The sequence below is a fragment of the Corynebacterium sp. BD556 genome, assembly GCF_038452275.1.
Lineage (GTDB): Bacteria > Actinomycetota > Actinomycetes > Mycobacteriales > Mycobacteriaceae > Corynebacterium > Corynebacterium mayonis.
On sequence record NZ_CP141643.1, the window covers coordinates 351,541 to 374,539 of the forward strand.

26 protein-coding genes are annotated in these 22,999 nt (G+C 59.8%); 10 read left to right on the forward strand and 16 right to left on the reverse strand.

Going from position 1 to position 22,999, the window contains the following annotated elements; genetic code table 11:
- Positions 1-49 precede the first annotated feature (49 nt).
- The 4 genes from istA to VLL26_RS01690 all read left to right on the forward strand — a co-directional run bounded on the left by istA (position 50) and on the right by VLL26_RS01690 (position 3,581).
- A complete protein-coding gene (istA, locus tag VLL26_RS01680) occupies positions 50-1,252 on the forward strand; it encodes an IS21 family transposase (RefSeq protein ID WP_342318463.1) in 1,203 nt (400 codons plus the stop codon).
- A 43-nt stretch (positions 1,253-1,295) separates the two neighbouring features.
- Positions 1,296-2,093: an IS21-like element helper ATPase IstB gene (gene istB, locus VLL26_RS01685; RefSeq protein WP_342319408.1), complete on the forward strand. Its 798-nt coding sequence runs from the start codon at positions 1,296-1,298 to the stop codon at positions 2,091-2,093.
- A 132-nt stretch (positions 2,094-2,225) separates the two neighbouring features.
- Positions 2,226-2,573 (forward strand): transposase, encoded by a 348-nt coding sequence (locus VLL26_RS11125; RefSeq protein WP_425292279.1) that lies wholly within the window; start codon positions 2,226-2,228, stop codon positions 2,571-2,573.
- A 372-nt stretch (positions 2,574-2,945) separates the two neighbouring features.
- Positions 2,946-3,581: a DUF3558 family protein gene (locus VLL26_RS01690; protein WP_342319409.1), complete on the forward strand. Its 636-nt coding sequence runs from the start codon at positions 2,946-2,948 to the stop codon at positions 3,579-3,581.
- A gap of 146 nt (positions 3,582-3,727) precedes the next feature.
- On the opposite strand, the gene VLL26_RS01695 is transcribed toward VLL26_RS01690, so the two are convergent.
- The gene (locus VLL26_RS01695; RefSeq protein ID WP_342318462.1) at positions 3,728-5,077 is read right to left on the reverse strand and encodes an IS256 family transposase; all 1,350 of its coding nucleotides are present in this window, start codon (positions 5,075-5,077) and stop codon (positions 3,728-3,730) included.
- Between the two features lie 198 nt (positions 5,078-5,275).
- On the opposite strand from VLL26_RS01695, the gene VLL26_RS01700 reads away from it, so the two are divergent.
- Complete coding sequence (locus VLL26_RS01700) at positions 5,276-6,733, forward strand: hypothetical protein (RefSeq protein ID WP_342319410.1); 1,458 nt, start codon at positions 5,276-5,278, stop codon at positions 6,731-6,733.
- 356 nt (positions 6,734-7,089) lie between these two features.
- On the opposite strand, the gene VLL26_RS01705 is transcribed toward VLL26_RS01700, so the two are convergent.
- From VLL26_RS01705 to VLL26_RS01755, 11 genes are read right to left on the reverse strand one after another with little or no spacing between them, the layout of a single operon-like run.
- On the reverse strand, positions 7,090-7,947 hold the full coding sequence (locus tag VLL26_RS01705) for a prenyltransferase (RefSeq protein WP_342319411.1): 858 nt from the start codon (positions 7,945-7,947) through the stop codon (positions 7,090-7,092).
- Positions 7,944-8,231 carry a lycopene cyclase domain-containing protein gene (locus tag VLL26_RS01710; protein WP_342319412.1) on the reverse strand — a complete coding sequence of 96 codons (288 nt, stop codon included), beginning with the start codon at positions 8,229-8,231 and terminating at the stop codon, positions 7,944-7,946. The genes VLL26_RS01705 and VLL26_RS01710 overlap by 4 nt, the downstream gene beginning before the upstream one ends.
- Positions 8,228-8,542, reverse strand: a complete 315-nt coding sequence (locus VLL26_RS01715; RefSeq protein WP_342319413.1) for a lycopene cyclase domain-containing protein — start codon at positions 8,540-8,542, stop codon at positions 8,228-8,230. The genes VLL26_RS01710 and VLL26_RS01715 overlap by 4 nt, the downstream gene beginning before the upstream one ends.
- On the reverse strand, positions 8,539-10,089 hold the full coding sequence (gene crtI, locus VLL26_RS01720; RefSeq protein ID WP_342319414.1) for a phytoene desaturase family protein: 1,551 nt from the start codon (positions 10,087-10,089) through the stop codon (positions 8,539-8,541). Before crtI ends, VLL26_RS01715 begins: the two co-directional genes overlap by 4 nt.
- Complete coding sequence (locus VLL26_RS01725) at positions 10,082-10,963, reverse strand: phytoene/squalene synthase family protein (protein WP_342319415.1); 882 nt, start codon at positions 10,961-10,963, stop codon at positions 10,082-10,084. The genes crtI and VLL26_RS01725 overlap by 8 nt, the downstream gene beginning before the upstream one ends.
- On the reverse strand, positions 10,963-11,709 hold the full coding sequence (locus tag VLL26_RS01730) for a glycosyltransferase family A protein (protein ID WP_342319416.1): 747 nt from the start codon (positions 11,707-11,709) through the stop codon (positions 10,963-10,965). Before VLL26_RS01730 ends, VLL26_RS01725 begins: the two co-directional genes overlap by 1 nt.
- A gap of 7 nt (positions 11,710-11,716) precedes the next feature.
- Positions 11,717-12,655, reverse strand: a complete 939-nt coding sequence (locus tag VLL26_RS01735; RefSeq protein WP_342319417.1) for an ABC transporter substrate-binding protein — start codon at positions 12,653-12,655, stop codon at positions 11,717-11,719.
- 11 nt (positions 12,656-12,666) lie between these two features.
- Entirely contained in the window at positions 12,667-13,347 is a 681-nt protein-coding gene (locus VLL26_RS01740) for an ABC transporter permease (RefSeq protein WP_342319418.1), read from the reverse strand.
- Entirely contained in the window at positions 13,344-13,994 is a 651-nt protein-coding gene (locus VLL26_RS01745) for an ABC transporter permease (protein ID WP_342319419.1), read from the reverse strand. The genes VLL26_RS01740 and VLL26_RS01745 overlap by 4 nt, the downstream gene beginning before the upstream one ends.
- Positions 13,991-14,797 (reverse strand): ATP-binding cassette domain-containing protein, encoded by an 807-nt coding sequence (locus VLL26_RS01750; RefSeq protein WP_342319420.1) that lies wholly within the window; start codon positions 14,795-14,797, stop codon positions 13,991-13,993. The genes VLL26_RS01745 and VLL26_RS01750 overlap by 4 nt, the downstream gene beginning before the upstream one ends.
- 25 nt (positions 14,798-14,822) lie before the next feature.
- Positions 14,823-15,452, reverse strand: coding sequence for a CPBP family glutamic-type intramembrane protease (locus VLL26_RS01755; protein WP_342319421.1), 630 nt, complete (start codon positions 15,450-15,452; stop codon positions 14,823-14,825).
- Between the two features lie 80 nt (positions 15,453-15,532).
- Between VLL26_RS01755 and VLL26_RS01760 the strand changes: the two genes are divergently transcribed.
- The gene (locus tag VLL26_RS01760) at positions 15,533-16,954 is read left to right on the forward strand and encodes a tryptophan-rich sensory protein (RefSeq protein ID WP_342319422.1); all 1,422 of its coding nucleotides are present in this window, start codon (positions 15,533-15,535) and stop codon (positions 16,952-16,954) included.
- 312 nt (positions 16,955-17,266) lie between these two features.
- Positions 17,267-18,076 carry a Bax inhibitor-1/YccA family protein gene (locus VLL26_RS01765; RefSeq protein ID WP_342320122.1) on the forward strand — a complete coding sequence of 270 codons (810 nt, stop codon included), beginning with the start codon at positions 17,267-17,269 and terminating at the stop codon, positions 18,074-18,076.
- 82 nt (positions 18,077-18,158) lie between these two features.
- Here VLL26_RS01765 and VLL26_RS01770 read toward each other — a convergent pair whose 3' ends face one another.
- The 3 genes from VLL26_RS01770 to VLL26_RS01780 all read right to left on the reverse strand — a co-directional run bounded on the left by VLL26_RS01770 (position 18,159) and on the right by VLL26_RS01780 (position 19,894).
- A complete protein-coding gene (locus VLL26_RS01770; RefSeq protein ID WP_342319423.1) occupies positions 18,159-18,704 on the reverse strand; it encodes a hypothetical protein in 546 nt (181 codons plus the stop codon).
- Positions 18,705-18,757: 53 nt separating this feature from the next.
- The gene (gene greA, locus VLL26_RS01775) at positions 18,758-19,279 is read right to left on the reverse strand and encodes a transcription elongation factor GreA (protein WP_342319424.1); all 522 of its coding nucleotides are present in this window, start codon (positions 19,277-19,279) and stop codon (positions 18,758-18,760) included.
- A 147-nt stretch (positions 19,280-19,426) separates the two neighbouring features.
- Positions 19,427-19,894 (reverse strand): DUF4307 domain-containing protein, encoded by a 468-nt coding sequence (locus tag VLL26_RS01780; protein ID WP_342319425.1) that lies wholly within the window; start codon positions 19,892-19,894, stop codon positions 19,427-19,429.
- Positions 19,895-20,006: 112 nt separating this feature from the next.
- Between VLL26_RS01780 and mca the strand changes: the two genes are divergently transcribed.
- The 3 genes from mca (at position 20,007) to VLL26_RS01795 (ending at position 22,034) form a co-directional block, all read left to right on the forward strand.
- A complete protein-coding gene (gene mca, locus VLL26_RS01785; RefSeq protein ID WP_342319426.1) occupies positions 20,007-20,906 on the forward strand; it encodes a mycothiol conjugate amidase Mca in 900 nt (299 codons plus the stop codon).
- Positions 20,903-21,196 (forward strand): hypothetical protein, encoded by a 294-nt coding sequence (locus VLL26_RS01790; RefSeq protein WP_342319427.1) that lies wholly within the window; start codon positions 20,903-20,905, stop codon positions 21,194-21,196. Before mca ends, VLL26_RS01790 begins: the two co-directional genes overlap by 4 nt.
- Before the next feature lie 67 nt (positions 21,197-21,263).
- Complete coding sequence (locus VLL26_RS01795; protein WP_342319428.1) at positions 21,264-22,034, forward strand: isoprenyl transferase; 771 nt, start codon at positions 21,264-21,266, stop codon at positions 22,032-22,034.
- 21 nt (positions 22,035-22,055) lie between these two features.
- On the opposite strand, the gene coaA is transcribed toward VLL26_RS01795, so the two are convergent.
- Positions 22,056-22,979, reverse strand: a complete 924-nt coding sequence (coaA, locus tag VLL26_RS01800; RefSeq protein WP_342319429.1) for a type I pantothenate kinase — start codon at positions 22,977-22,979, stop codon at positions 22,056-22,058.
- Between the last annotated feature and the right edge of the window lie 20 nt (positions 22,980-22,999).

Consider the following 22,999-nt stretch of genomic DNA (forward strand, 5'->3'; position numbering starts at 1 on the left):
AGCCCAAAACGCTCCTCGAAAAGTAGCCCACCCGGAAAAGATTGGATGGGTGATTTCATTGGAGGAATGGGCGCAGATCCGATACCTGCGTGGGCAGGGTCTGTCATTGAGGAAGATCGCGGCCGAAGTGGGCTGTGCGAAGAAGACGGTGGAGAAGGCTTTGGCTTCAGATTCGCCGCCTTGTTACAAGCCACGGGATGCCAAAGGCACGAGTTTCGATCCGTTTGAACCGCAGGTCAGGGAACTTCTCACGGAAACACCGCAGCTTAATGCCAAGGTGTTGGCTCAGCGAGTGGGCTGGACAGGCTCGGATTCATGGTTTCGCAAACACGTTGCCAGGATCCGGACTGAGTATATGCCCGCCGACCCAGTCGATACCCTTACTCACGCCCCGGGGCGTGAGATCCAATGTGATCTCACTTTTGCACCGGGTGGACTACCTGATGCTGATGGGGTCTACCGCGCGTTGCCGGTGTTGGTGATGGCAGCCTCGCATTCTCGTTTCGCTGCGGCGTGTGTGCTTCCCTCGCGCACGACTGATGACTTGATCGCCGGGATGTGGCAGTTGATAACACGTGATTTCCAAGCGGTACCAGATCGGCTCGTGTGGGATCACGAGTCCGGGATTGGCAAGGCGAAGCTGTGCGAGCCTGTTGCCGCATTCGGCGGGGCGCTGTGCTGCAGAATCGTTCAGACCCCACCGCGGGACCCGGAATCTAAAGGCATCGTCGAGCGCACCAACGGGTACATGAAGCGTTCCTTCTTCCCCGGGCGCCGGTTCAGCGACCCGGTGGATGTGCAAGCCCAACTTGATGAGTGGTTCACCACAATCGCCAACGCACGCGTTCACACCACGTTGAAGGCCACACCGGCGGACTTGTTTGCAGCTGATCAGCGGGCGATGCGCCCCTTGCCACCGTATCCGCCGGTGTTCGGTGTCAGGCCCGCGGTGCGCCTGCCGCGAAACTACTACGTCACCGTTGACACCAACCAGTACAGCGTGGATCCGACATTCATTGACCGACTAGTCACTGTGCGCAGCACGCTTGATGAAATCGCCGTGACCGGGCCACACGGTGAACCCGCCGCGGTGCACCCGCGCCACTGGGGCCAGCACAAGGTCATCACCGACCCCGCCCACGCCCAAACTGCCCGCGCCATGCGCCGCGACCTAGCTACGGCGGGCGAGAGATTCCAGCCAGATACCGCTGTTGACATCGCTGACCTATCCATCTACGACCACATCGCCTAACACGGCCTCAACGCCCCACAAACTTCAAGGAGAGCTCTTTCCTATGACCCGCACCAGCGCCCACGACACCGCGGCGGCAATTAGTCACCTCGCACGGGAGTTGAAAGCCCCACGCATCGACAACGTCTACTCAACCATCGCCGATCAAGCACGTAGCCAATCCTGGACATTCGAGGAGTACCTCGCCGCCGTGCTATCTGTCGAAGCGACCGCCCGCGCGGAATCCGGAGCATCATTACGCGTCAAACGCGCCGGCTTTCCGGCCGTGAAAACCATCGCCGACTTCGACTTCACCGCACAACCCAGTATTGACCGCACTGAAATCGCACGCCTTGAAACCGGGGCCTGGGTCGCCACAGCTGAAAACGTCGTCCTGCTCGGCCCACCCGGAACCGGCAAAACCCACCTCGCCACCGCACTTGGCATCACAGCAGCGCAGCAAGGCTATCGCGTCCTCTTCGACACCGCCGCCGGGTGGGTAAACACCCTCACCGAAGCCCACAACACCGGCAAACTCGAAACGCTGCTGAAACGATTAAACCGCTACCACCTGCTCATCATCGACGAACTCGGCTACATTCCCGTCGAAGCTGACGCGGCGAACCTGTTTTTTCAACTCGTCTCCAGACGCTACGAACACGGCTCCATCATCGTGACCTCAAACCTAGCGTTTTCCCAATGGGCGCAATGCTTCGGCGACATCACAGTAGCCACCGCCATGGTCGACCGCATCGTCCACCACGCCAAAATCTTTCAACACCGAGGAGTAAGCCACCGCATCAAAGGACGCGAAATACCCGCACCAACAACCCCCTCACCAACCCCACATCAGGCACAATAACAACGACCACACTGGGCTACATTTCAAAGAGCGCCAGTGGGCTACATTTCGAAGAGCGCTCACACCATTAAACGCTCCCCCAAGCATTCAAGCCGCTATAAGTGATTATCTGCCCAACGCGACCAGGCAGTGGTGCCGTACGCATTTCGCGCAGAACCTCCTCAGCGATGGTGCCAACAACCCACGTGGCCGATAGTGCTGGCGATGTTTCAGACGATCTTCCAGCAACCCGACGCTAACAGCGCACGCCACCATGCCCGGGATGTCGTTGAGTTCTGCCAGCAGAGGTTCCCGCACGAGGCGGATTACTTGGAGGAATCCTTAGGAGATCTGTTGGCGTTTACCCACGCCCCGAAACCCGAAAACAGTGTGGACGAAAGTCTGATCACACCACCCCACCGACTGATTGAACAGAAAGATACGTCGCCGGAGTCTTGCCCGACCTCGACAACGCCGTCGTGCATTTGCTCAAGGCGCTAAGCGCTGATCAACACGAGTGCAAAGGATCCAACAGAAACGCTACATGTCCGTGATGAGTCTCTAGCAGACCAAAGAACATCGTTGCTGCCGGCACGATCGATGCTGCCCCGGCAAAAGGAAACGAGATCACGAAATGATCGCACCCCCACCCCAGCTTCGAGCCTTGCCCTGACAACAAGCCCCAAAAATCACCAAGATTCGAAACCAAATACACCACCACCCAGGACTTGCTCCACCTGTTCTGGCGTATCTTGTTCAGATTGCTAAGGTGCGCTCCAGATTCTTCCATCTCCTTAAGCGCAGCAAACCCCGGGTCATGGCCTAAGTCGGTTTCACAGATTGAGTTGAGAAGTTGCGAAAGCTTCGGAGTGCATGGATGATCGGGGAAAGCAGCTATTTGTTTTCCGGGGGTTGATAATGCGCGGTTTTGTCGTTGTGTTGCTCGGGGTCGTGCTCGGGCTTGCCGGGTGTGGTGGGGTTCGACAGGAGCAGCCGGTGGATAGTTCTGTGGTTCCGGTTACGCAATCACAGGTGGAGGAGGCGCCGGCTGCTTTCCATTTTCATAGTGGTGATTTGGTGTTGGGGGAGTATGACCCGACTACGATTTGGGACGATATTTTCAATCCATGCACTGAGATCTCTAAGGAGGAGTTCGCGTCACTGGGTTTGGTGGTGGGAGAGCCGGTTGTGCTTCCTAAATCTCAATCTGTTGGCTGCGACATAGTTCCGCAAGACTACCTCGTGGACACGGGATTTTTAACTAGCGCCGTCAAAACGAAGAGCGCTGAGGAAAGAACTCCACGTCCCTTGGTTGATGAGTCTGCGATTATCCCTAACTCCTATGAGATTCCATTTGTAGAAGGGGATTTCATATGTTTTTTTGGGGTGGAAACAACGAGGGGAACGTTGATGGCTTTTGCGGAGGCTTGGGACACGCAACTTTCCTATCAGGAGTTGTGTGCAGTTGCGCGGCACAACCTTGAGCTTTTGTATTCCTTGGGTCGGTGAGGTTTCGTTGCTGGGTGTCACTTAAGTGACACAAACTTTGCTGCACAGTGGTCTTGCGGCCTTTATTGTTTTTCTTGCATCAAGCAGCAGATTTCTTTGGGGGTAAAAACAGAGAGTGTCCGATAGTTTGTGTGCGGGGGTTTGGTTTACAAGTACTCCGCGAATCGGTTGGGGTATGCCACAGCTAGTTGGTTGATGGCTTGCTTCCAGCCATTGGCCTTTGCTCCTTCAACATACCCGTTGCACTCAACGGCGCGCTTGGCTTGCTTCGCGCGTTTGGCAGCGCGTTTGTCTTCGATGTTGCAAATCATCAGCCAAAGCGTCTTCACAGCCGCTGTATCGTTCGGGAACTGGCCCCGATTCCGGGTAGCTTTGCGCAGCTCAGCGTTAAGTGACTCGATCGAATTCGTGGTGTACAACACCTTGCGCGCTGCTGGCGGGAACTGCAAAAACGGCACGAACCGTTCCCACGCATCACGCCACACCTTCACCGACTGCGGGTATTTCTGGCCAAGCTCAGAGGTTTCGAACGCATCTAAGCTGGCACGGGCGGTATCTTCGTTTGCGGCCGTGTAGATCGCACGTAACGCGCTGGAGACAGCTTTTCGGTCCTGATAGGACACCCACCGGTTCGCCGCCCGGATCAGGTGCACGATGCAGGTCTGCACCATCGAATTCGGCCAGGTCGCCTCCACGGCTTCCGCTAAGCCTTTAAGCCCATCACAGCAGACGATGAAGACATCCTGGACGCCACGGTTGGCCAGATCTGCGCACACCGATGCCCACAAGGCGGCGCCTTCATTATCAGCAATCCACAAACCCAGGATGCGCTTGATACCGTCGATGTCGATGCCCACCGCCATGTAGCACGCCTTGTTGACTACACGGTGGCCATCGCGGATCTTCACGCGTAGCGCATCAAGGAAGATTACTGGGTAAAACTCGTCGAGCTGACGGTTCTGCCAGATCATGACCTCGTCTAAGACTGCATCGGTAATGGTGCTGATCGTATCCGGGCTCATATCCACCCCCAGGGTGGACCCAAGATGGTGCTGAATATCACGCACTGTCATCCCACCGGCGTACAGCGAGATGATCATGTCATCGAGCTCTGTCAGCCGGCGTGCGCCCTTGGGCACCATCTGGGGCGTAAACGTGCCGCAACGATCCCTGGGTACAGTCACTTCCAACGTGCCGTAACCAGAGTTAACCGTCTTGGTGTACGACCCGTTGCGGTGGTTACCACCCTGTGTTGGTTCAACCTGGGCCTTCATCTTCCGGTCGGAATGACGGTAGCCCAAATGGGCATCCATTTCCGCCTGCAGACCAGCGTTAATCGACGCCTGCAACAGACCTTTGACCAGGTCACTGGCGTCACCGGTGGACGTCGACAACTCGCCAATCAGCTTGGCGAGCTCAGGATTTTCCATCAGCTTCTCGCTGATCTCGTTGATCTTGTCCTGGTCATGGTTTTTCTTCGTTGTCACCGTTGTCATTATCGGTGAAACTCCTTCTGTATCAGAGCCTCACACACAAACTTCCTGACACCCTCTAAAAACATGTCACAAATCAGCATTGACGTTGAGTCGATTCAATCTGCGATCGACAAACTGCAATCCGTGTCACAGGCGTTCAGTCCATTCGGTCGGGTAGCTTCTCATGTTGACTCTTCTCTTCTTAGGGACTTTTCGCCTGTGTCGGGCCTCGATCACGCGGGGCGCACGCACGAAACAATCATTGGTGAGTATCAGCCTCCGGCGGCGAGAGCATTTGTCATTTACATGAAGAACGCGGCGGCGTTATTGGAATCGAATGTGAATAACACGTTGATGGCGGATGCCGATTTTTCAATGGTGATGTCGGATATCGGTGTGGGAAGCAATGATGTTTTTAAGCAGCGGGTGCAGGATGTGGAGAAGGGTTCTCCTGCGCCGGTGTTGATCAATCCGACGATTGGTCGGTTTGCGAATACGCCTGCGGTGGCGGGTCCGCAGTCGTCGTTGCCGGGGTTGCATTCGCAGATTATGGCGACTTTTCCGGAAATAGCGGTCGATGCTGCTGCACAGTGGGCGAGTGATGCGGAAGCGATTGCTCGGGCTGTTGCGTCCTTAGATGGTGTTAAGGCGTTGTTGGCGTCGTCGGCTGAGACGAGTTGGGTGAGTGAGGCGATTGCTCGGGTGAATCGTATTCAGTGGGTTGGCGGGGATTTTGCGGCTAAGGCTGGTGCGTTGTCGGGTCATACGTCGACGTTGGCGGCTGTGGCGAAGGAGATGCAGATTCACACTACGGTGGCGCATGGGACATGGATGGCGTTGCCGTCTCCGGAGGAGAAGGTGCCGTTTGAGCAAGCGTATTTGGCGTATTTTCCTGCGATGTTGACAGCGCGGTTGGTGCCGGTTACCCCGATGTTTGATCAGTTGTTGCAGCCGTTGTCGGAGATGCCGGGGGATGATTATGTACCCGAGTCGGTCTCGGTGCCGAAAGTTCCTGGGTTTGGTGAGTCTAGGTTGCCGCGTGTGGTGGCAGAGGCGTTTCATCAGCGTGGGTTTGGGGATGTGGCGCAGGCGCAGACTCCGGAGGAAGTGATTGAGCAGTTTGGTGATGTAAACCCGGATGTGTTGGAGGCGTTGTCTGCTGGTGCTTCGCCGACGCAGGCAGCGGCGGTGGCAGCGCCGAGTATGCCGCCTTCGTTGCACCCAGGTGCGGGTATATCAGCGGGTGTGCCAGGTTCGGGTGGGTTAGGTGCAGGTGTGTCGTCTCCGGTGTTTGCGGGGGCTTCCGGGGCGTTCGGCGGGGGTGTTATCGGTGGTGGGCCTGTGGGTGGTGCTGGGTCTGGTCGTGGTGGTGCTGGGGTTTCCCGTGGTTTGGCCTATGGCGCGGCACCGGGCGCGGCGGTGCCGCGTGGTGGGCTGGTATCACCTGGTGTATCTGTTACGCCGGGGGTATCGAGTGGCGCTCACGCTTCGCGTGGGTATCCGGTTGGTGCTCCTGTTGGGCCAGCCGGTGGTGGCCGGGATAATCCGCGGAAGCGGATTAAGGCTGTGACCAGTGCGGTAGAGCGCGACGGTAACCTGCGGGCGTTGTTGGGGGAAGCGCCGGCGCTGCTTCCCGAGGTCATCGGGGACAATGTCCGCCAACCTCGCGACTTCTAGGGGGTGAAACGGGGCGTGCCTAGCAGAATTCATTACTGGAACTAGACCGTCGAAATGATCCGCTCGGAGTCGTTCTGGATTTTCACTTTTGTTGGGAAGCCAGCGTTTCGTATTTGCCTCCGATGATCACTTCGACAGGTCGCTGACGTGAGCACGCTCTTTATGCTGGTCGTGCGAGGCTCGAACAGCGCGGCGACGTTTCGGTGGGCTCATACATAGACAGCGAGAAGGGCTTCTTTTTGGGGGTGGTTTTCGAGATTCAAAGTCCGCGCAGTGCTGGGGGCTAAAAGCCGGTCGTGTTGCTGCACTCTTCGTGCTGGTGAAAGTTCCACCACCGCCGGGTTGTGAGTTGGGCTTTAGCCGGGGAAGACTGCGAAGAGAATGCCGACTGTCACGATCGCGCCGGTGAGGTAGATCAACCAGAGGAACACTCGCCAGGCGCGGTTGACGTTTTCTGCGTTCTCGTCGGTGACGTTGGCGTAGCGCATTGTGTTTACGCCGTAGCTCATGCCCAGCAATGCGACGAGCGGGCCGGGAAAGGGCAACACCGCCACCAAGGTCGCGGCAACAAAATATAGGGTTGCGGCGAGGCGGGTAGTTATTCGGGCTCCGAATTGTGTTGCCACTGAGCGCAGGCCCCCTTCGCGGTCGGCGGTGATGTCTTGTACCGCGCCGAGGGCGTGGCTGGCCATGCCCCACAGGAAGAAAGCAGTCATGGCGAGTGTGGTTTTGGCGTCGATTGAGGCGCCGGTAATTGTCGCTCCCACCATGGCGGGAAGGGTGAAGTGTGAGGAGGAGGTGAGAGAGTCGAGAAGCGGTACCTCTTTGAAGCGAAGCGGAGGCGCGGAGTACGCCACAATGGTGAACAGCGCTAAGGTCAGCCACACTGCGGATGTGGCAGTGCCAGCCGCGTACAGCACCATTGCCGGAGGAATGACGGTGAGGGCGGAGGCGATGAGTAGGGGTCGGTGCATTGTTTTTGGCAGGACAGCACCTTCCGCACCGCCTTTTCGGGGGTTGCGGATGTCTGATTCGTAGTCGAAGACATCGTTGATGCCGTACATCGCAATGTTGTACGGGATGAGGAAGAAGATAAAGCCGACTACGAGCAACCAGTCGACCCTCCCCGCGGCCAAAAGATATGTCAGTGCGTAAGGAACAGCAGTGTTAACCCAGCTTATCGGTCTGGACGCGGCGAGAATTCCCCGGATCATCGTTCTTCTCCGGGCCACAGCGCGGTGACGACAAGGACGACGAAGACCGTGTAGAACAGATCCTCTACAGGGATGCGGCCGAGGAATACACCCACGTTGTTCTCGGCGGAGTATTGCACGAGGTCGGCTGCGACCATGAGGTTGTCGAAGATCACCGTCAAGACAACCAGGACCGTCAAGACTATCAGGGTCACAAGCGTTTGCCGGGTGTGTGCCTTCCGGCGGATACACCATAGCGCTGCAGCCGCGACAAGGAAGGGCGTGCTCAACGCAATGTAGGTCATGCTTTCAGCCCCTTTCGTACGGCGGAGGTGACGTTGATGGTCAGGTAAGTCAAAAAGAACAGGAAGATGGGTTCTTCCAGGGGCATTTCGGGGGCGAGTTCCACACCGGTCATGTAAGGGGATTGCCCGCGGGAAAAGGTGCCGGTGATGATTCCGAGCGCGTCCCAGGCGAGAAATAGAATCACTACTCCAAGCGTCAGTGCCAGCGAGCGCTGGGCGTTGCGGTAGAAAGCGAGGCTCCAGCGGTGGTCGCAGATCACCATTCCGGCCAGGGAGAAGGTGAGGATAAACAGGTAGGTGAAGGGAGTCATAGGTCCTCCGGGAGCGGGCCGGGGGTGGAGTCGTGGCGCAGGCGCTTGAGCACGTTTTCGGCGGAGATCAGACACATGGGCACGCCGACGCCGGGCACCGTGCTCGCGCCGGCGTAGTAGAGGTTGGGAAGTTTTCGCGAACGGTTGGTTCCACGCAGGAACGCGGATTGGCGCAGGGTGTGGGCCGGGCCGATGGAGCCGCCGGACCAAGCGTGGTAGCGTTCGGCGAAATCGGCGGGTCCGAGGCTGCGTGAGATAAGGATACGCTCGCCAAGATCAGGAATGTTGCACCAGTGTGCGATCTGGTCGATGGCGCTTTCGGTGATGCGCCGGACAGCCGGGGATGCGTTGGTGGCGTACATGTCGCCGCGCCCGATGTCGACGGCAGCCGGGGTGGGGATGAGAACGAACAGGTTCTCGTGGCCCTCGGGGGCGGTTGACGGGTCTGTGGCTGAGGGTTTTGAGATGTAGATGGAACGCGAAAAGCGCTCGGGGCGGGTGTTGGTGGGACCGTCGAAGACGGCGGTGAAGTCTTCTTCCCAGTTTTCGCTAAACAGCAGGTTGTGGTGCGCTAGTTGAGGGATCTCACCTGCGACTCCAAGCATGAGCAGTACCGTGCCCAGGCCTGGGTCACGGGCGCCGAACCATTTTTCGTCGTAAGTTCGCAGCTTTGTGGGAAGTAGGCGGGTTTCGGTGAAGTGTAAGTCGGCGCAGGAAACGACGAGATCGGCGGTGATTTCGGTGGCGTCGGCAAGCGTGACGCCCGTGGCGCGTGCGCCGTCGTGGGAGATGGCGGTGACGTCTGCGCCGAAGCGGAATGTGGCGCCGTTTTCTGCCGCGAGGCTGTAGATTGCGTCCATGACTGCCGCGAAGCCGCCCTGCGGATAGCGCACCCCTTGGACAAGGTCGGTGTGGCTCATCAGGTGGTACATCGATGGGGTGCGCGCCGGATGGGAGGAAAGAAAGACCGCGGGGTAGGTCAGGATTTGGCGCAGGCGCGTGTCGTGGAAGCGGCGGGCGACGAACCTGTCTAAGGAAACACTCATGAGCCGAAACAGTTCCAGGTAACGCGAGCGCACTTCCCGCGCGGTAAAGGGGCGCAGCGAGGTGAACGTGGTGTAGAGGAAACGCTCAACGGCCATGTCGTAGACACTGGCTGCCGAATCGAGGTAGTCCTTCAGTCGGGCGCCTGCACCGGGCTCAATGGAATCGAAAAGTCGGACCGCGTTGTCTCGGCCAGACTCGACGTCTACTGCTGCGCGGCCCTCGGGAAATACACGGTAGGCGGGGGAGAGGTCTACCAGGTCCAGCAGGTCTGCGGTGCGTTTGCCGAATAATCCGAAGAAGTGGTCGAAGGCGTCTGGCATGAGGTACCAGGACGGGCCGGTGTCGAAGCGGAAACCGTCGATGGTTTCCTCCCCTGAGCGCCCACCGTAGGTTGCGAGGCGTTCGACGACGGTGACGTCGTAGCCCTCCCGGCTGATCAGGGCTGCGGTGGCCAGCCCGGAAGCACCCGCGCCGATGACGACGGCTGTTGTTTTACTCACGTGGTGCCCCTTTTCTGGCGTTGCGGATTGCACGTGCTGTGACGACGAGTTTGGTGTGAGTGGGGATGGAGACACGTTGGCGAAGCAGAACTCCCGCCGGGGTTTCGTCGACCCGGTCGGTAAGTTCCCGAAATAGTGCCTCGGCTGCGGCGACTCCAAGGCGTGCGCTGCCGGGCAATAAGGGGATGACGCGGCGTGCGTGGTCAAGTTCTAAGCGGATGTTGGCGACGATCTCGGCCTTGGCGGTGTCGTTAAGTGGGGCGTCGCCAAGTTGGGGGAAGTAGGTGCGTCCGAGCTCGCCGTTGTCCTCCGCCATGTCACGCAGAAAATTGATTTTTTGGAAGGCGGAGCCAAGCGCTCGTGCCCCCGCTTCAAGTTCCGGGCGTTGGTTGTGCGGGACCGGGTGGTGGGAAAGAAAAACCGATAGGCACAAAAGGCCGATGACCTCGGCGGAGCCGTAAACGTAGTCAGCGAACTCGGCTTCGTCGTAGGTGGATTGGGCGGTGTCGCGGCGCATGGAAGCGAAAAAGGCGCGGATGTGTGCGGGGTTGAACCCGCAGCGTCGGGCGCTGCGTGCGTAGGCGTGCAGGACGGGGTCAGTGTGGAAGTGTTGGTCGGGTGCGGCCAGGACGGCTTTTTCGTAGGCGTCGATAAGCGCGCGCACGTCTTGGTTGGCTTCGGCTGCGGCGCCGTCGACGATTTCGTCGGCGATGCGCACCATGGCGTAGAGGTTGCGGATGTCTCGGCGCATTGGTGCGCTGAGCACGCGCGTGGCCAGCGAGAAGCTAGATGAGTAGGCGGCGATGACGCGGGCGGCGGCGGCGTCGCAAGTCTTGTCGTAGAGATCCAGGGAGGAAGCAGTGGTGGAGTCCATTATGAGGTCCACCTTTCCACAAGCCGCCGCGGTGGTGCGGAATATGCGAAACCTTTCAGCATTGAGTGCCAGCCGCGCGAGAAGCGGCTGTGTAGTTGCGCAGCACCTTTCAGGGCGCGGGGGTCCATGTGTAGGTTCAGTGTGGGCACGTAGCGGACAGTCTCATTGGGGCGCACTGCGAAAGATAGTTGGATGTCGTCGTGGGATTGTGTGTCGGAAAGGTCGAGGCTGTCGCGTACTTCGCTCCACCATTGGGTGGTGAAGCTGGCGTTGGTGCCGAAAAATGGGGTGTGGCCGAGCGCGGCGCCGACGCTGAGCCGGTACGCGTTGAGGTAGATTGCGCTGGCTAGTTTGCCGCCGGCGACGAGGTCGAAGGTTGCCCGCCCTGTCACTCCGACGACGCGTTTGCTGTTGGGCGCGGGGCGTGCCCATTCGTGGCGCAGCTTATCGACGAACCCCGGTTGCGCCCAAGCATCTGCGTCTGTGCGCAGGATGATGTGGTGGCCGAGCTGGGTGGCTGCGTCGTAGCCTGCGCTGGCGGCCCAGGTGATTCCTACTTGTTGTTCGTAGATGATGTGCGCGCCGAAGCTGCGTGCTACCTCAGATGTGTTGTCCGTGGAAGCGTTGTCGACCACGACGATGTCGTCCGGTGGTGATTTTTGGTCAGTGAAGCTTCGGAGGCAGCGCTCAAGCAGGGCTGCGTCATTGCGGCAGGGAACAACGAGGCAGATAGAGGGAGAGAACACAGTGATTTTAGGTGTTGTTATGGACCCATTCCTTGGCGATCTGCGTTGGTTCGGTGCGTTCCGGGCCCACGTTGCGCAGGTTCATGTGGACGAGGGAATCGGTGGTGAGCTTCGCGCCGACCTTGTTGATGGTTTCAAGCGCGCCGCGGGGAAGTGAGCCGGCCTTGAGCACCGGAACAACATTTTGTGGCGGGATGAGGTTTTCCGGGTCGCTGAGGGTGACCAGGTCAGCCTCGGAGCCGTCGCTAAGCAGCGCAGGTGAGGTGGTAAAAATGTTCGCGGTGTTCGCCGCACCCTGCACCAGGGTTTGGACGGTGAGGGGGCCACCGCCGTCGGAAATGGGAACAACGGTGATTTTGGCAGCGTCGATGCCGTAGGTAGCCGTCAGACCCTGCGGGCCGGCGGGGCGCTCAGCAAACTCTGGGGGAGCGGCGATGGTGATGTGTTCGAGTTTGTCGAGATCCGCGATCGTGGCCAGGCCGAATTCCTCAGCGATCTGCCGGGTGACGCGGTAGGCATCTTTAGATTCTGCAGGGCTGAACTCGCCCGTGCTGAGGGAAGGGGGCAACACACTGGTGAGGGTATCTTTGACCGTTTGCTCATCTGCGCCCGCCGGCAGGTCCCCGAAGAACTGGGCGAGGTTGCCCGAGTACTCCGGGATGAGGGTTACGGAGCCTTCTTCGAGGGCACTGAGGTAGACCTCGCGTGAACCAATGCCGGAGGCGACCTTGACGTCGAAGCCTTCCTGGCGCAACGCCTCCGCCCAAATCTGGCCGATGATTTCGGATTCGGGGAAGTTCGCGGTGCCGATAATTACCGTGTTGGCTTCTGCTGGCGTCGACGGGGCAGTCGAAGCGTCTTCGAAAGGATCGGACGAGCCGCACGCGGATAAAAACAGGGTGGCGATGGCTGCGGTGGAAGCGACGGTGATTTTGTGGGGAGTCATACATCCCCAGGCTAATCGGGCTTCGAGCCTAATGTGGGCTGGATCAGGTGCTGCACCCCCGCCAAGATCACATCGACTGCGAGTGCCACGGTCGTGACCAACACCGCACCCGCGACCATACGCGGGTAATCCTGGACGGCCAGGCCGTCTATGAGGAAGCGTCCCAACCCACCTAAACCTATGTAGGAGACCACCGTGGCGGTGCCGATGACCTGCACGACACACGAGCGGAGCCCGCCGACTATGACTGGTGCGGCTAGTGGCAGCTCGACTCGGGTGAGGATCTGGGTTTCACTGTATCCTGCTGCGCGGGCGGAGTGGACCACATCGCGCTCGACGGAATTGAATCCGGAGACTACCCCCGCAAGAAGCGGCGCGACCGCGAGCAGCACCAGGACAATGGTCGCCGGCACGAGGGGGACGGTCACACCGAAAGGCAAAATGATCGCCAACCAGGTGAGCAAGCCGAGCACAGGCAGTGCGCGCAAGGCGCCTGCAATCGTTTGCACTGTGGTAGCGCCCCGGCGGCTGTGGCCTACTGCGATGCCGACTGGTACTGCGATCAATGCTGCCAGGGCGACAGCCAGCGCGCAGTAGCCGAGGTGCTGAGCCGTGCGCGTCCCGATGCCCGCCGCACCAAACCAGTTCGCGGAGGTCGTGAGGAACTCGAAGGCGGCGAGAAGTTGGTTCATCGGTGCGCCGCCTTTCGGGTCCAGGGCATGAGGATGCGGCTGATGGCGACCAGGGCGGCGTCGAGAAGCACAGCCAGCGCAATCGTGGCGACAAGGCCCGCGATGATCTGGGTGGGGAAGGAGCGCTGGAAACCCTCCGTGAATAAGGTGCCCAACGAATGTACGCCAATTAGCGCACCGACGGAGACAAGACTGACAGTCGATGCGGACACGACGCGCAGCCCGGCGAGCAAACCGGGGCCTGCCAGCGGAAGCTCGACGCGAAGCGCGCGGCTGGCCCGAGTGTATCCGGCGGCTATGGCGGACTGGCGCACAGCTTGAGGGACCGCGGCGAAAGAGTCCGAGGCGGTGCGCACCATCAAAGCGGTGCCGTAGAGAGTCATCGCCACCACCACATTGAGCGGTGAGAGCACGGAGGTGCCCAGCACGAGCGGCAGCAGCACAAAAAGAGCTAACGAGGGGATGACATAAATCAGGCTCGTCGCCATGACAATGACCTCGCGGGCCTTGCCCGAAGAATGTGCGAGCCAGCCCACTGGCACGGCGATCACGAAGGCGGCCACAACTGCTGGCAGGGTGAGCAGCAGGTGATCGAGCGCGAGCGCGCCGATGCGCCCGGTGTTGGCGCCCAACCATTGCCAGTTCATTCGAGGACCCCTTTGATGTTTCCGGCGGCGTCGATCACAAAGGTCTTATCGCCTCGGCGTTCAATGTGAAGGCTGCGGCCTTCCGCGCCGATAAAGTCGCTAACGGCGGCGTTAGCGGGGCAGGAGAGGATGTCGGCGGGAGAGCCGGTCTGTTCGATATGTGCGCCGTGGCCGAGGATGACAACTTCGTCGGCAAGCAGGAAAGCTTCGTCGACGTCGTGGGTGACCATCAACACCGTTGTGTCGAACCTATTGCGCAAGGACATAACTTCTTGTTGCAGGCCGCGGCGCACCACCGGGTCCACGGCAGCGAAAGGCTCGTCCATGATGAGGATGTCTGGGCGCGTGACCATTCCCCGGGCCACGCCGACGCGCTGCGCCTGCCCGCCGGACAGCTCCGCCGGGTAGCGATCAAACAGTTCCGGGCCGAGGTTGACAAGGCGCAGCATCTCTTTGGCGCGTTGTCGCGCCTCGCTTTTCGACGCCCCCGCTAACGCCGCTATATCTGCGACGTTTTCCACTGCGTTGCGGTGTGGCATCAGCCCGGAATGTTGCATGACGTAGCCGATGCTGCGCCGCAATTGCACAGGGTGAGCTTCGCAGACATCTTGTCCGCGTACCACAACCTGACCGGAGTCGGGTTCTACCATGCGGTTAACCATGCGCAGAAGGGTCGTTTTTCCGCACCCCGAAGGCCCGACGAACACAGTGGTCGAACCTTTGCGCACGGTGTGGCTGAAGTGCTTTACGGCGGGCGTGTCCGCACCAGGGTAGGTTTTGCTCACGGCGCGGAATTCAATCATGACGTACCAACCTAGCTTGTTTGCATCAGTGAAAAAACAACGGCAGCAGGAAAAGCATTGAGATGCTCCAGCTCAGATGTGCCGCCAGCGGTGCCCATAGCCGACTGGTGTTGCTTGCGAGCAGGTAACACAGGGCACCTAATGAGGCCGCGCCGAGGAGTAAAAGCGGCACACCCATGGCCACGGTAACTAGCGTGTAGATACCTACGGAGGCAACGCCAAGTGCCACTTTGCCCCGCACCAGGCCGGTTTTTTCCAATTGGCCCGGAACGACGTCTCGGTAGACCAGTTCCTCGCCGATGCCGTTCATTACTAGCACGAGTATGGTCATGGGCAAACCCCCGCGCTGTGAGGCGGTGAGCAGTTGGGTCACAGGGTCAGCCAAAAAGGGAATGTGGCTGACAACCGTCGCTCCGAGGACGAACACGGCCCCGAGCGTGACGCCAAGTCCCACTCCGACAGCGATGTCCCGGCCGACGCGACGGCAGGTGAGCATGTCGCGGCGGCCCCACACCCACCACGCACTCGCGTAGACGGCGGCTGTAAACAATGTGGCGGCGTAGTAGCCTGCGGTGCCATCACCCATGAAGCGCGCGGTGAACAGGCCGAGAAAACCCAGTGCGCAGGGCAGAAAGAAGACGAGGTTTCGGGCCACGGCAGTCACTTTCCTGTGGTTGAGGGGGAGGAAATGGACGCGCCAGACAAGCGCCTCCGCCAAAGTATAGACTTTGGAACATGAATTCGCCGCGCGGCCGTTTCGCCCTCGTCACTGGAGCCACCGGCTTCATTGGCAGCCTCGTTGTAGACCAGTTGCTTCGCGATGGTTGGGCTGTTCGCACCCTTTCGCGCAGCCGCGACAAAGCCCTCGCGCAGCCTTGGGGCAACGCAATCGTGCCGGAAGGAGGCCCCGCCGGGCCCGGCGAGGTAGAAATCATTGAAGGTGATGCCGCCGAGCGTTGCGACCTCGACCGTGCCTTAGATGGTATCGACTGCGCTTGGTACCTCATGCACTCGATGGCTCATGGCAGCGGCTTCGGCGGGCGTGAACAGGACATGGCCCGTAACTTCGGTGCGGCAGCAAAGGACAAAGAGGTGGGGCGCATCGTCTACCTGGGAGGGCTGCACCCGTCTGGCCCCGGATTGTCCGAGCATCTTAGCTCGCGGGTGAAAGTCGGGGAGATCCTGATGAACTCTGGTGTGCCCACTGCAGCACTGCAGGCCGGCGTGGTCATCGGAGCCGGTTCTTTATCTTTCGCGCTGTTGCGCCACTGCGCAGAGCGTGTCCCGCTTTTCGGCGCGCCCGGCTGGATTACCAACGAGATCACCCCAATTTCCGCCCGCGACATCATCTACTATCTCGTTGCTGCGGCCGACCTGGCGCCGGAAGTCAACCGCACCTTCGACGTCGGCGGGCCCGACACCATGAAGTACGTCGACATGTTGGGACGCTACGCCAAAGCAATGGGGTTGCATTACCGCCCATACCTCGTCGCCCCGATCATGACCCGCCGGATCGCTTCTTGGGGCTTGGGGCTACTGACGCCGCTGAGCTACGACGAGATTATGCCAATTTTCGATAGCGTCTCTGCCTCCACGGTGGTCAAGGAGCGAGATCTGGAGAATAAGGTGGGTGTGCCACAGGGCGGCAACATGGGTTTTGAGGAGGCGGTGCGAAGCGCCGCCGAGGGGGTCGATGCTGGCCGCTACGGAAAAATTGCCTCCACCGTCCACGTCGCGGTGCTTCTCGCTGCGGCTGTAGGCAGCCTGCTTACCAACACCTCGGGGGCGAGCTACAAGCGTTTGCGCACACCCGTGTGGCAGCCGCCGAGCTGGGTTTTTCCGATGGTGTGGACGGTCCTGTATACCGACCTCGCCGTGATGAGCACCCTGACCATCGCCGATGCCTTTGAGCGCGGAGAAGATAAACAAGGCCGCGGCAACGCTGTCGCGCTGGGTGTCAACCTCGTTCTCAACGTCGCGTGGTGCGCGCTGTTTTTCCGCACGCAGCGTAGCGCCCTGTCCACCGCGGTCGCCGGGGCACTCGCCGTGTCCTCAGCCGATCTTGTGCGCCGCGCCCACCGCGAGAAACCGCAACGCGCGTGGTGGTTGGCCCCCTACGCGGCCTGGTGCGGTTTTGCCACCTTGCTCAACGTCTGAATCGCCGCGCTCAACGTCCGCAACAACTAAACACCGGGCACTCAAAGAATGGGGGTTGAGTGCGGTGAGGTGGTCGTCGACAAGCGTTAAGCGCACGAACACCAGCATGGCCGGGTCGGGAAAATGCCAAGGCAGCAGCGTGCAGCGAAGCAGATTTCACCAAGCGCACCACGCTTGAATCCCGGCTGTCGGGCACGCCCAATGAGAAACGTGTCCCGAGAACAGGTATTTTTACGATGCAGGGGAACTAATCGGACAACTATGGCGTTAATACCTAGTGAGTGACCCATGACGAAAGGAAACGGGCTCAAAGTGAAAACCAACAACCCTGTGCTGAACTCCCTGCCGGGGGCACAGTCGCAAAACGGATACGGATACCAGCAGGGCCAAGTCGGATACCCACAGTTCGGCTCTGCCGGCTCTGCTACAGACCGCCCAATCACCATCGATGACGTGGTGACCAAATCAGGTATTACCCTGGCGGTCATCGTCGTGTTTGCGGTGCTCAACTTCGGTCTGTACATGGTGGGCTATGAGGGACTGGCCATGGCACTGACCCTGGTCGGCGCCATCGGAGGCTTCATCACCGTTCTCGTCCACGCTTTTGGCAAGAAGTATGGCAGCAAAGCCGTGACCCTGATCTACGCCGTATTTGAAGGACTGTTCGTCGGCGGTTTCTCGCTGATCCTCAGTGGCTACACGGTCGGCGGGGCAGATGCTGGCGCGTTGATTTTCCAGGCGATCCTGGGCACCCTCGGCGTGTTCTTCGGCATGCTGTTCGTGTACAAGACCGGCGCGATCCGCGTCACCCCGCGCTTTAACCGCATCCTCACCGGCGCCATCATTGGCGTCGCTGTAATGGCGCTGGGCAACTTCCTTCTGGCCATCTTCACCACGCAGAACCCGCTGCGAGACGGCGGCATCTTGTCCATCATCTTCGGCCTGGTCTGTGTTGTCCTGGCAGCCCTGAGCTTCCTCCAGGACTTCGACGTGGCAGACCGCCTCGTGCGCACCGGAGCGCCAGCCAACATGGCTTGGGGTGTAGCCCTCGGTTTGGCAGTGACCATCGTTTGGCTCTACACCGAGATCCTGCGCCTGCTGTCCTACTTCAACCGCGACTGACGCCGTTAGACACCACATACGCCCGGCCTTCCACCATGTGGAGACCGGGCGTATCCTTTTTTGTTGTGAGGATCTACTGTGCCTAGCGCAGTTGGCTTTCGGGGTTGATCGTGGCGCCATCGACGGTGACGGTGGCGAACTGTAGCTTTCCGTTGACGACCTCAGGGGAGCCAAGGACGATCTGGGTGTCCGCAACGCGGCGGTTCGGGTCGACGGTGATGCGGGTGCCGGTTCCGATAGCCAGTTGCGAAGTCCACTGCACCCACGTGATGTCCTCGATGAAGTCGTCTTGGTCTTCGCAGGCCAAAATCACGCGCTGTGGTTCGACCAGTCCTGCCTGGCCGCAGTTGCTGAGAACTGGTAGCTCATCGGAGGCGGAGGTTGTGGTCGCAGTGGCGGATTCAGCTTCGGCCACGTTGCTTGCCGTGGAGCTTTGAGTACTGGTAGCACGGGTGGTTGCTGCGGAGCTGGAGCCAGCGTCGGGCAGCGAGTTCGGGTTTTGGCTCGTCGCGGTGTCAATCTTTTGCGTCGAGTCCACCTCGCCGGGAGGGGAGCATGCGGCTAGGCCGAGAGCGGCGACGGCGAAGAAACCTGCTGCAACTGCGGGGCGGGAGGCTGTGAGTTTCACGGATTTAGTCCTTCTAACTAGGTCTTACCAAAAACCTGGTGGCTCGGGCGGGCTTAGTTCGCGCGCGGCGTCGAAGCCTTAACAGAATCATACGGCTCGGCGGCGACGATCGTGACCGAAATTTCGCGGCCGTTCGGGGCGGTGTAGGTGCGGGTTTCGCCCTCCGAGGCGCCGACGACGGCGGCGCCGAGTGAGGAGTGCTCGGAGTATGTTTCCAAGTGCTCGTTGTCGGTGGAGGCAGCGCGAGTACCGATCAGGAATGTTTCCTTATCGTTTTCGTCGCCGTTGTAGTAAACGTGCACCACGGAGCCCACCAACGCCACACCGTCGACAATGCCGGTGCGTTCAGTAGTTGAGTTGGCAAGCAGCTCGGAAATCTGCTTGATGCGGGCTTCTTCCTGGTCCTGCTGCTCACGGGCGGCGTCGTAACCCGCGTTTTCCTTGAGGTCGCCTTCCTCGCGGCGCTCGTTGATCTCGGCGGCGATAATAGGTCGGTTGTCAATGAGCGCCTGCAGCTCGGACTCGAGCTTGGCCTTCATCTCCGGAGTGATGTACTGCTTCTCAGCTTCAGCCATGAGATAGGGAGCCTTCCGTTGGAAAATATGATTGTGTGCGCCGCGTGCACGGCGCGGTCGCCGCACGTCCGACGTGGAAGTGGGGCGACCGGCAGGTGTAACCCGCGCATATACGGTGCAGATTCTAGCACGCCCAACAGCAGCGGTTTAGCGGGCCTCGTAGTTTTCTTGCTCGGTATTTAGATAAAAAGGAATGTCTTGCGAGCAGCCGTAGACGCGACCGGAGACGGCCGGCGAGCGCACCGGCAACTCAACGCCGATGCGAACAAGTTGCTCTCCGCCGGCGGGGACGAGCACCTCGCGGCGCCCGACTTCAGCAAAGCTGTAGTCGACGGCGGTAACGATGCAGTAGGAGACGATGGAGGGGTCTTTGCGGTCCACATCGATCCATAGGCGGGTAGTTGTGTCGTCGATCGCCTCTTGCGTAATGAAGTCCGCGGTGACGGGCACGGACTGGCGTTGCATGACGTTGCGGCCGAATGCCACGGCGACGAGCAGCAACACAGCGACCGTTGCGATGGCGAGGATTTTTCCGCTGAGGCCGCCGGGTACGTTGCGGCGCGACGGGTCGCCGTAGCGGGAGTTGGTGGTGTGCGGGCGGGCGGTTGGAGACACGGCGAAAACCTTAGGGCTAGACGGGGGAGGAAAACAGGAGGTAGGGGTTAGCTACTGATGGTACTAAGATGAGGCAGGTTAAAGAATTACCCCTACTTAAGTTGGAGGATCAGTGAGCGGAAAGCGCCTGCTGGCGGTCCACGCGCACCCGGATGATGAATCATCCAAGGGTGCGGCCACGATGGCGAAGTACGTCGCTGAGGGCAATCGTGTCAAGGTTGTCACCTGCACCGACGGTCGGCGTGGGGACATCCTTAACCCGGCGATGGATCGTCCCGGCGTCCTGGAGAACATGATCGCTGTACGTGAGGAGGAGATGGCGCGCGCTGTCGCCGCCCTCGGTGTGGAGCATGAATGGTTGGGCTATGAGGATTCTGGTCTGCCCCAGGGCGATCCGCTGCCGCCTTTGCCCGAGGGCTGCTTTGCCCTGCAAGACAGCGAGAAGGTGTGCCGGGACCTGGTGTCCATCATTCGCAAGTTCCGCCCGCACGTGATTATTACTTACGACGAAAATGGTGGTTACCCGCACCCTGACCATTTGAAAGTTCACGAAGTTTCGATGATGGCTTGGGAGAAGGCCGGTGATCCGGACTACGCCCCAGAAATAGGGGAGCCGTGGACGCCGCTGAAGCTGTATTACACGCACGGTTTCATCCTGCGCCGCATGAAGCTGCTGCAAAAGCTGCTCGTTGACCGCGGGCAAAGAAGCCCCTACGAGATGATGATTAAGCGGTGGGAGGAAAACAAGGCGGACGTGATGGACCGCGTGACCACCCGCGTCGAGTGCAGCAAATACTTCGCTCAGCGAGCCGCGGCTTTGGCTGCGCACGCCACCCAGATTGACCCGGCCGGCGCTTTTTTGGCCAGCCCGGTTGAAGACCAGCAGCGGGTGTGGCCCACTGAGGAGTTTGAGCTGGCGCGCAGCCGTGTGGATAGCGCGCTGCCGGAAACTGACCTTTTCGCCGGCATCACTGGCACTGGCACTTCTACATTTCAAGGAGCTCAGGAATGATTGCTACCACCGTGACACATGTGTCGACCTGGGTGTTGGCCCAGGCGCCGTCCCAAACACCGGTCGGCCCTGAGTTTGGCAAGGCTTCGCCGATAGGTCTGCTGCTTTTGGTTGCCTTAGCCGTTGTCGTGCTCTCGCTTGGTTTTGCTTTTCACCGTCGTTTTTCACGGTTCAATCGTCGCCGTATCTTCGCGGAGGCGCACGGCATCGACCCGTTTGACCATGAGGCGTTGGATAAGGCGATGGAGGAAGCTGGCGTTCTTGATCGTCGGCGCACGACCTTTTTCTAGGCCCTTGCTCCACCTTGGTGCGGGTTGGCGGTCAACTGCGATGGCGCGCGGCGATAAGCTGTAAGGCGTGACTGTGCTGGAGAAGATCCTTTACCCCGTGTACGAGGCGCGCCTCAAGCGTAAGCTGCGGGGCAAAAAGCACCCCAAACACATTGCGGTGATGGCGGACGGTAACCGCCGGTGGGCTCGAGAGTCCGGCTTCGCCGACGTTTCTCTTGGTCATCGGGCGGGCGCGGCCAAGATTGGCGAGTTGGTGCGGTGGTCGGCGGAGATGAACGTCGAAATTGTCACTATTTACTTGTTGTCTACGGAAAACCTGCAGCGCACAACTGAGGAAGTCACTTTGCTTTTTGACATCATCTCAGATGTCATTGACGACCTCGCGGCGGAGAACCATTCTTGCCGCGTCAAGCTTGTCGGCCACCTTAACTTGCTTCCGGAGCATGTTGCGGAGCGGATGCGCAAGTCGGCGGCCATGACGACGGAGAAGCCTGGGCTGAGCGTCAATATTGCGGTGGGCTACGGCGGACGCCAGGAGATCGTCGACGCTGTGCGCGCGCTTATCGACGCTAACCTTGCCAATGGTGTGCCCGCTCACGAGTTGTCCACATCAATCACGATTGATTCGATTTCGAAAAACCTTTACACCTCGGGCCAGCCCGATCCAGATTTAGTTATCCGGACTTCCGGTGAGCAGCGACTGAGCGGCTTTTTATTGTGGCAGGCGGCGTATTCGGAGATTTGGTTCACCGACACGTATTGGCCGGCGTTTCGCAAGATTGATTTTTTGCGCGCCCTGCGTGATTACTCGCAGCGTTCGCGGCGCTTCGGCAAGTAAAGGTGTAGCCCTCGTGCGGCTCTACAGTTTGCGCATACGTACTCGCTGCACTGCGTGATCGGGTCCTTTGCGCAAAACTAGGGAGGCGCGGACCCTGGTAGGCAGGATGTTTTCCACCAGATTTGGCAGGTTGATTGATTGCCAGATCTCTCGTGCCTCGCGGATGGCCTGCTCTTCGTCGATATCTGCAAAGCGGGCGAAGTGCGCGCCTGGTTCGCGGAAAGCGGTGGTGCGTAACTTTAGGAAGCGTTCGATGTACCAGCGTTCGATGTGTTCGGTGGCGGCGTCGACGTAGACGGAGAAGTCGAACAAGTCGGAGACCATGAGGGTGGGTCCGGTCTGTAAGACGTTGAGGCCCTCAAGGATGAGGATGTCCGGTTTGCGCACGACCTGGTATTCGGCGGGCACGATGTCGTAGGCGTTGTGGGAATACACAGGCGCTTTTACCTCGGGCAGCCCCGATTTGACTTCGGTGACAAAGCGCATGAGGTGGCGCCGGTCGTAGGATTCGGGAAAGCCTTTGCGCCCCATGAGTTTGCGTTCCTTAAGCACCTTGCTGGGCCACAGGAATCCGTCGGTGGTGACGAGATCTACCCGCGGGTGGGATTCCCAGCGTTGGAGCAGGACCTGGAGCACGCGGGCTGTGGTGGATTTGCCGACGGCCACTGACCCTGCCACGCCGATGATGTAGGGCACGTGCATGTTGTTGCCCAAAAAGGTTTCAGTGGCGGCGGTGAGTTTTTGCCTGCCCAGCACCTGTAGGTGGATGAGTCGCGACAAAGGCAGGTAGATTCTCGCGACCTCGTCGAGGTCGAGGTTTTCGCCGATGCCGGAAAGCTCCGCGGCCTCTTTTTCGGTCAGTACTTGAGGCCAGGCGGCGCGTCGCTTGTGCCAGGCATCGCGACTGAATTCTAGGTACGGGCTGGAGTCAGCAGCTCGGGACATGGGCCCTATTGTTGCATCAG

Excerpts from the sequence above, each read along its gene's own strand:
- VLL26_RS01715 (WP_342319413.1), bottom strand. The coding sequence starts at position 8,542 with ATGACTCCCTTCACCTACCTGTTTATCCTCACCTTCTCCCTGGCCGGA.
- VLL26_RS01725 (WP_342319415.1), bottom strand. The coding sequence starts at position 10,963 with ATGGACTCCACCACTGCTTCCTCCCTGGATCTCTACGACAAGACTTGC.
- VLL26_RS01710 (WP_342319412.1), bottom strand. The coding sequence starts at position 8,231 with ATGACCTACATTGCGTTGAGCACGCCCTTCCTTGTCGCGGCTGCAGCG.
- VLL26_RS01735 (WP_342319417.1), bottom strand. The coding sequence starts at position 12,655 with ATGACTCCCCACAAAATCACCGTCGCTTCCACCGCAGCCATCGCCACC.
- VLL26_RS01790 (WP_342319427.1), top strand. The coding sequence starts at position 20,903 with ATGATTGCTACCACCGTGACACATGTGTCGACCTGGGTGTTGGCCCAG.
- VLL26_RS01750 (WP_342319420.1), bottom strand. The coding sequence starts at position 14,797 with ATGATTGAATTCCGCGCCGTGAGCAAAACCTACCCTGGTGCGGACACG.
- VLL26_RS01740 (WP_342319418.1), bottom strand. The coding sequence starts at position 13,347 with ATGAACCAACTTCTCGCCGCCTTCGAGTTCCTCACGACCTCCGCGAAC.
- VLL26_RS01760 (WP_342319422.1), top strand. The coding sequence starts at position 15,533 with ATGAATTCGCCGCGCGGCCGTTTCGCCCTCGTCACTGGAGCCACCGGC.
- VLL26_RS01705 (WP_342319411.1), bottom strand. The coding sequence starts at position 7,947 with ATGATCCGGGGAATTCTCGCCGCGTCCAGACCGATAAGCTGGGTTAAC.
- VLL26_RS01690 (WP_342319409.1), top strand. The coding sequence starts at position 2,946 with ATGGATGATCGGGGAAAGCAGCTATTTGTTTTCCGGGGGTTGATAATG.
- VLL26_RS01745 (WP_342319419.1), bottom strand. The coding sequence starts at position 13,994 with ATGAACTGGCAATGGTTGGGCGCCAACACCGGGCGCATCGGCGCGCTC.
- greA (WP_342319424.1), bottom strand. The coding sequence starts at position 19,279 with ATGGCTGAAGCTGAGAAGCAGTACATCACTCCGGAGATGAAGGCCAAG.
- coaA (WP_342319429.1), bottom strand. The coding sequence starts at position 22,979 with ATGTCCCGAGCTGCTGACTCCAGCCCGTACCTAGAATTCAGTCGCGAT.
- istB (WP_342319408.1), top strand. The coding sequence starts at position 1,296 with ATGACCCGCACCAGCGCCCACGACACCGCGGCGGCAATTAGTCACCTC.
- VLL26_RS01695 (WP_342318462.1), bottom strand. The coding sequence starts at position 5,077 with ATGACAACGGTGACAACGAAGAAAAACCATGACCAGGACAAGATCAAC.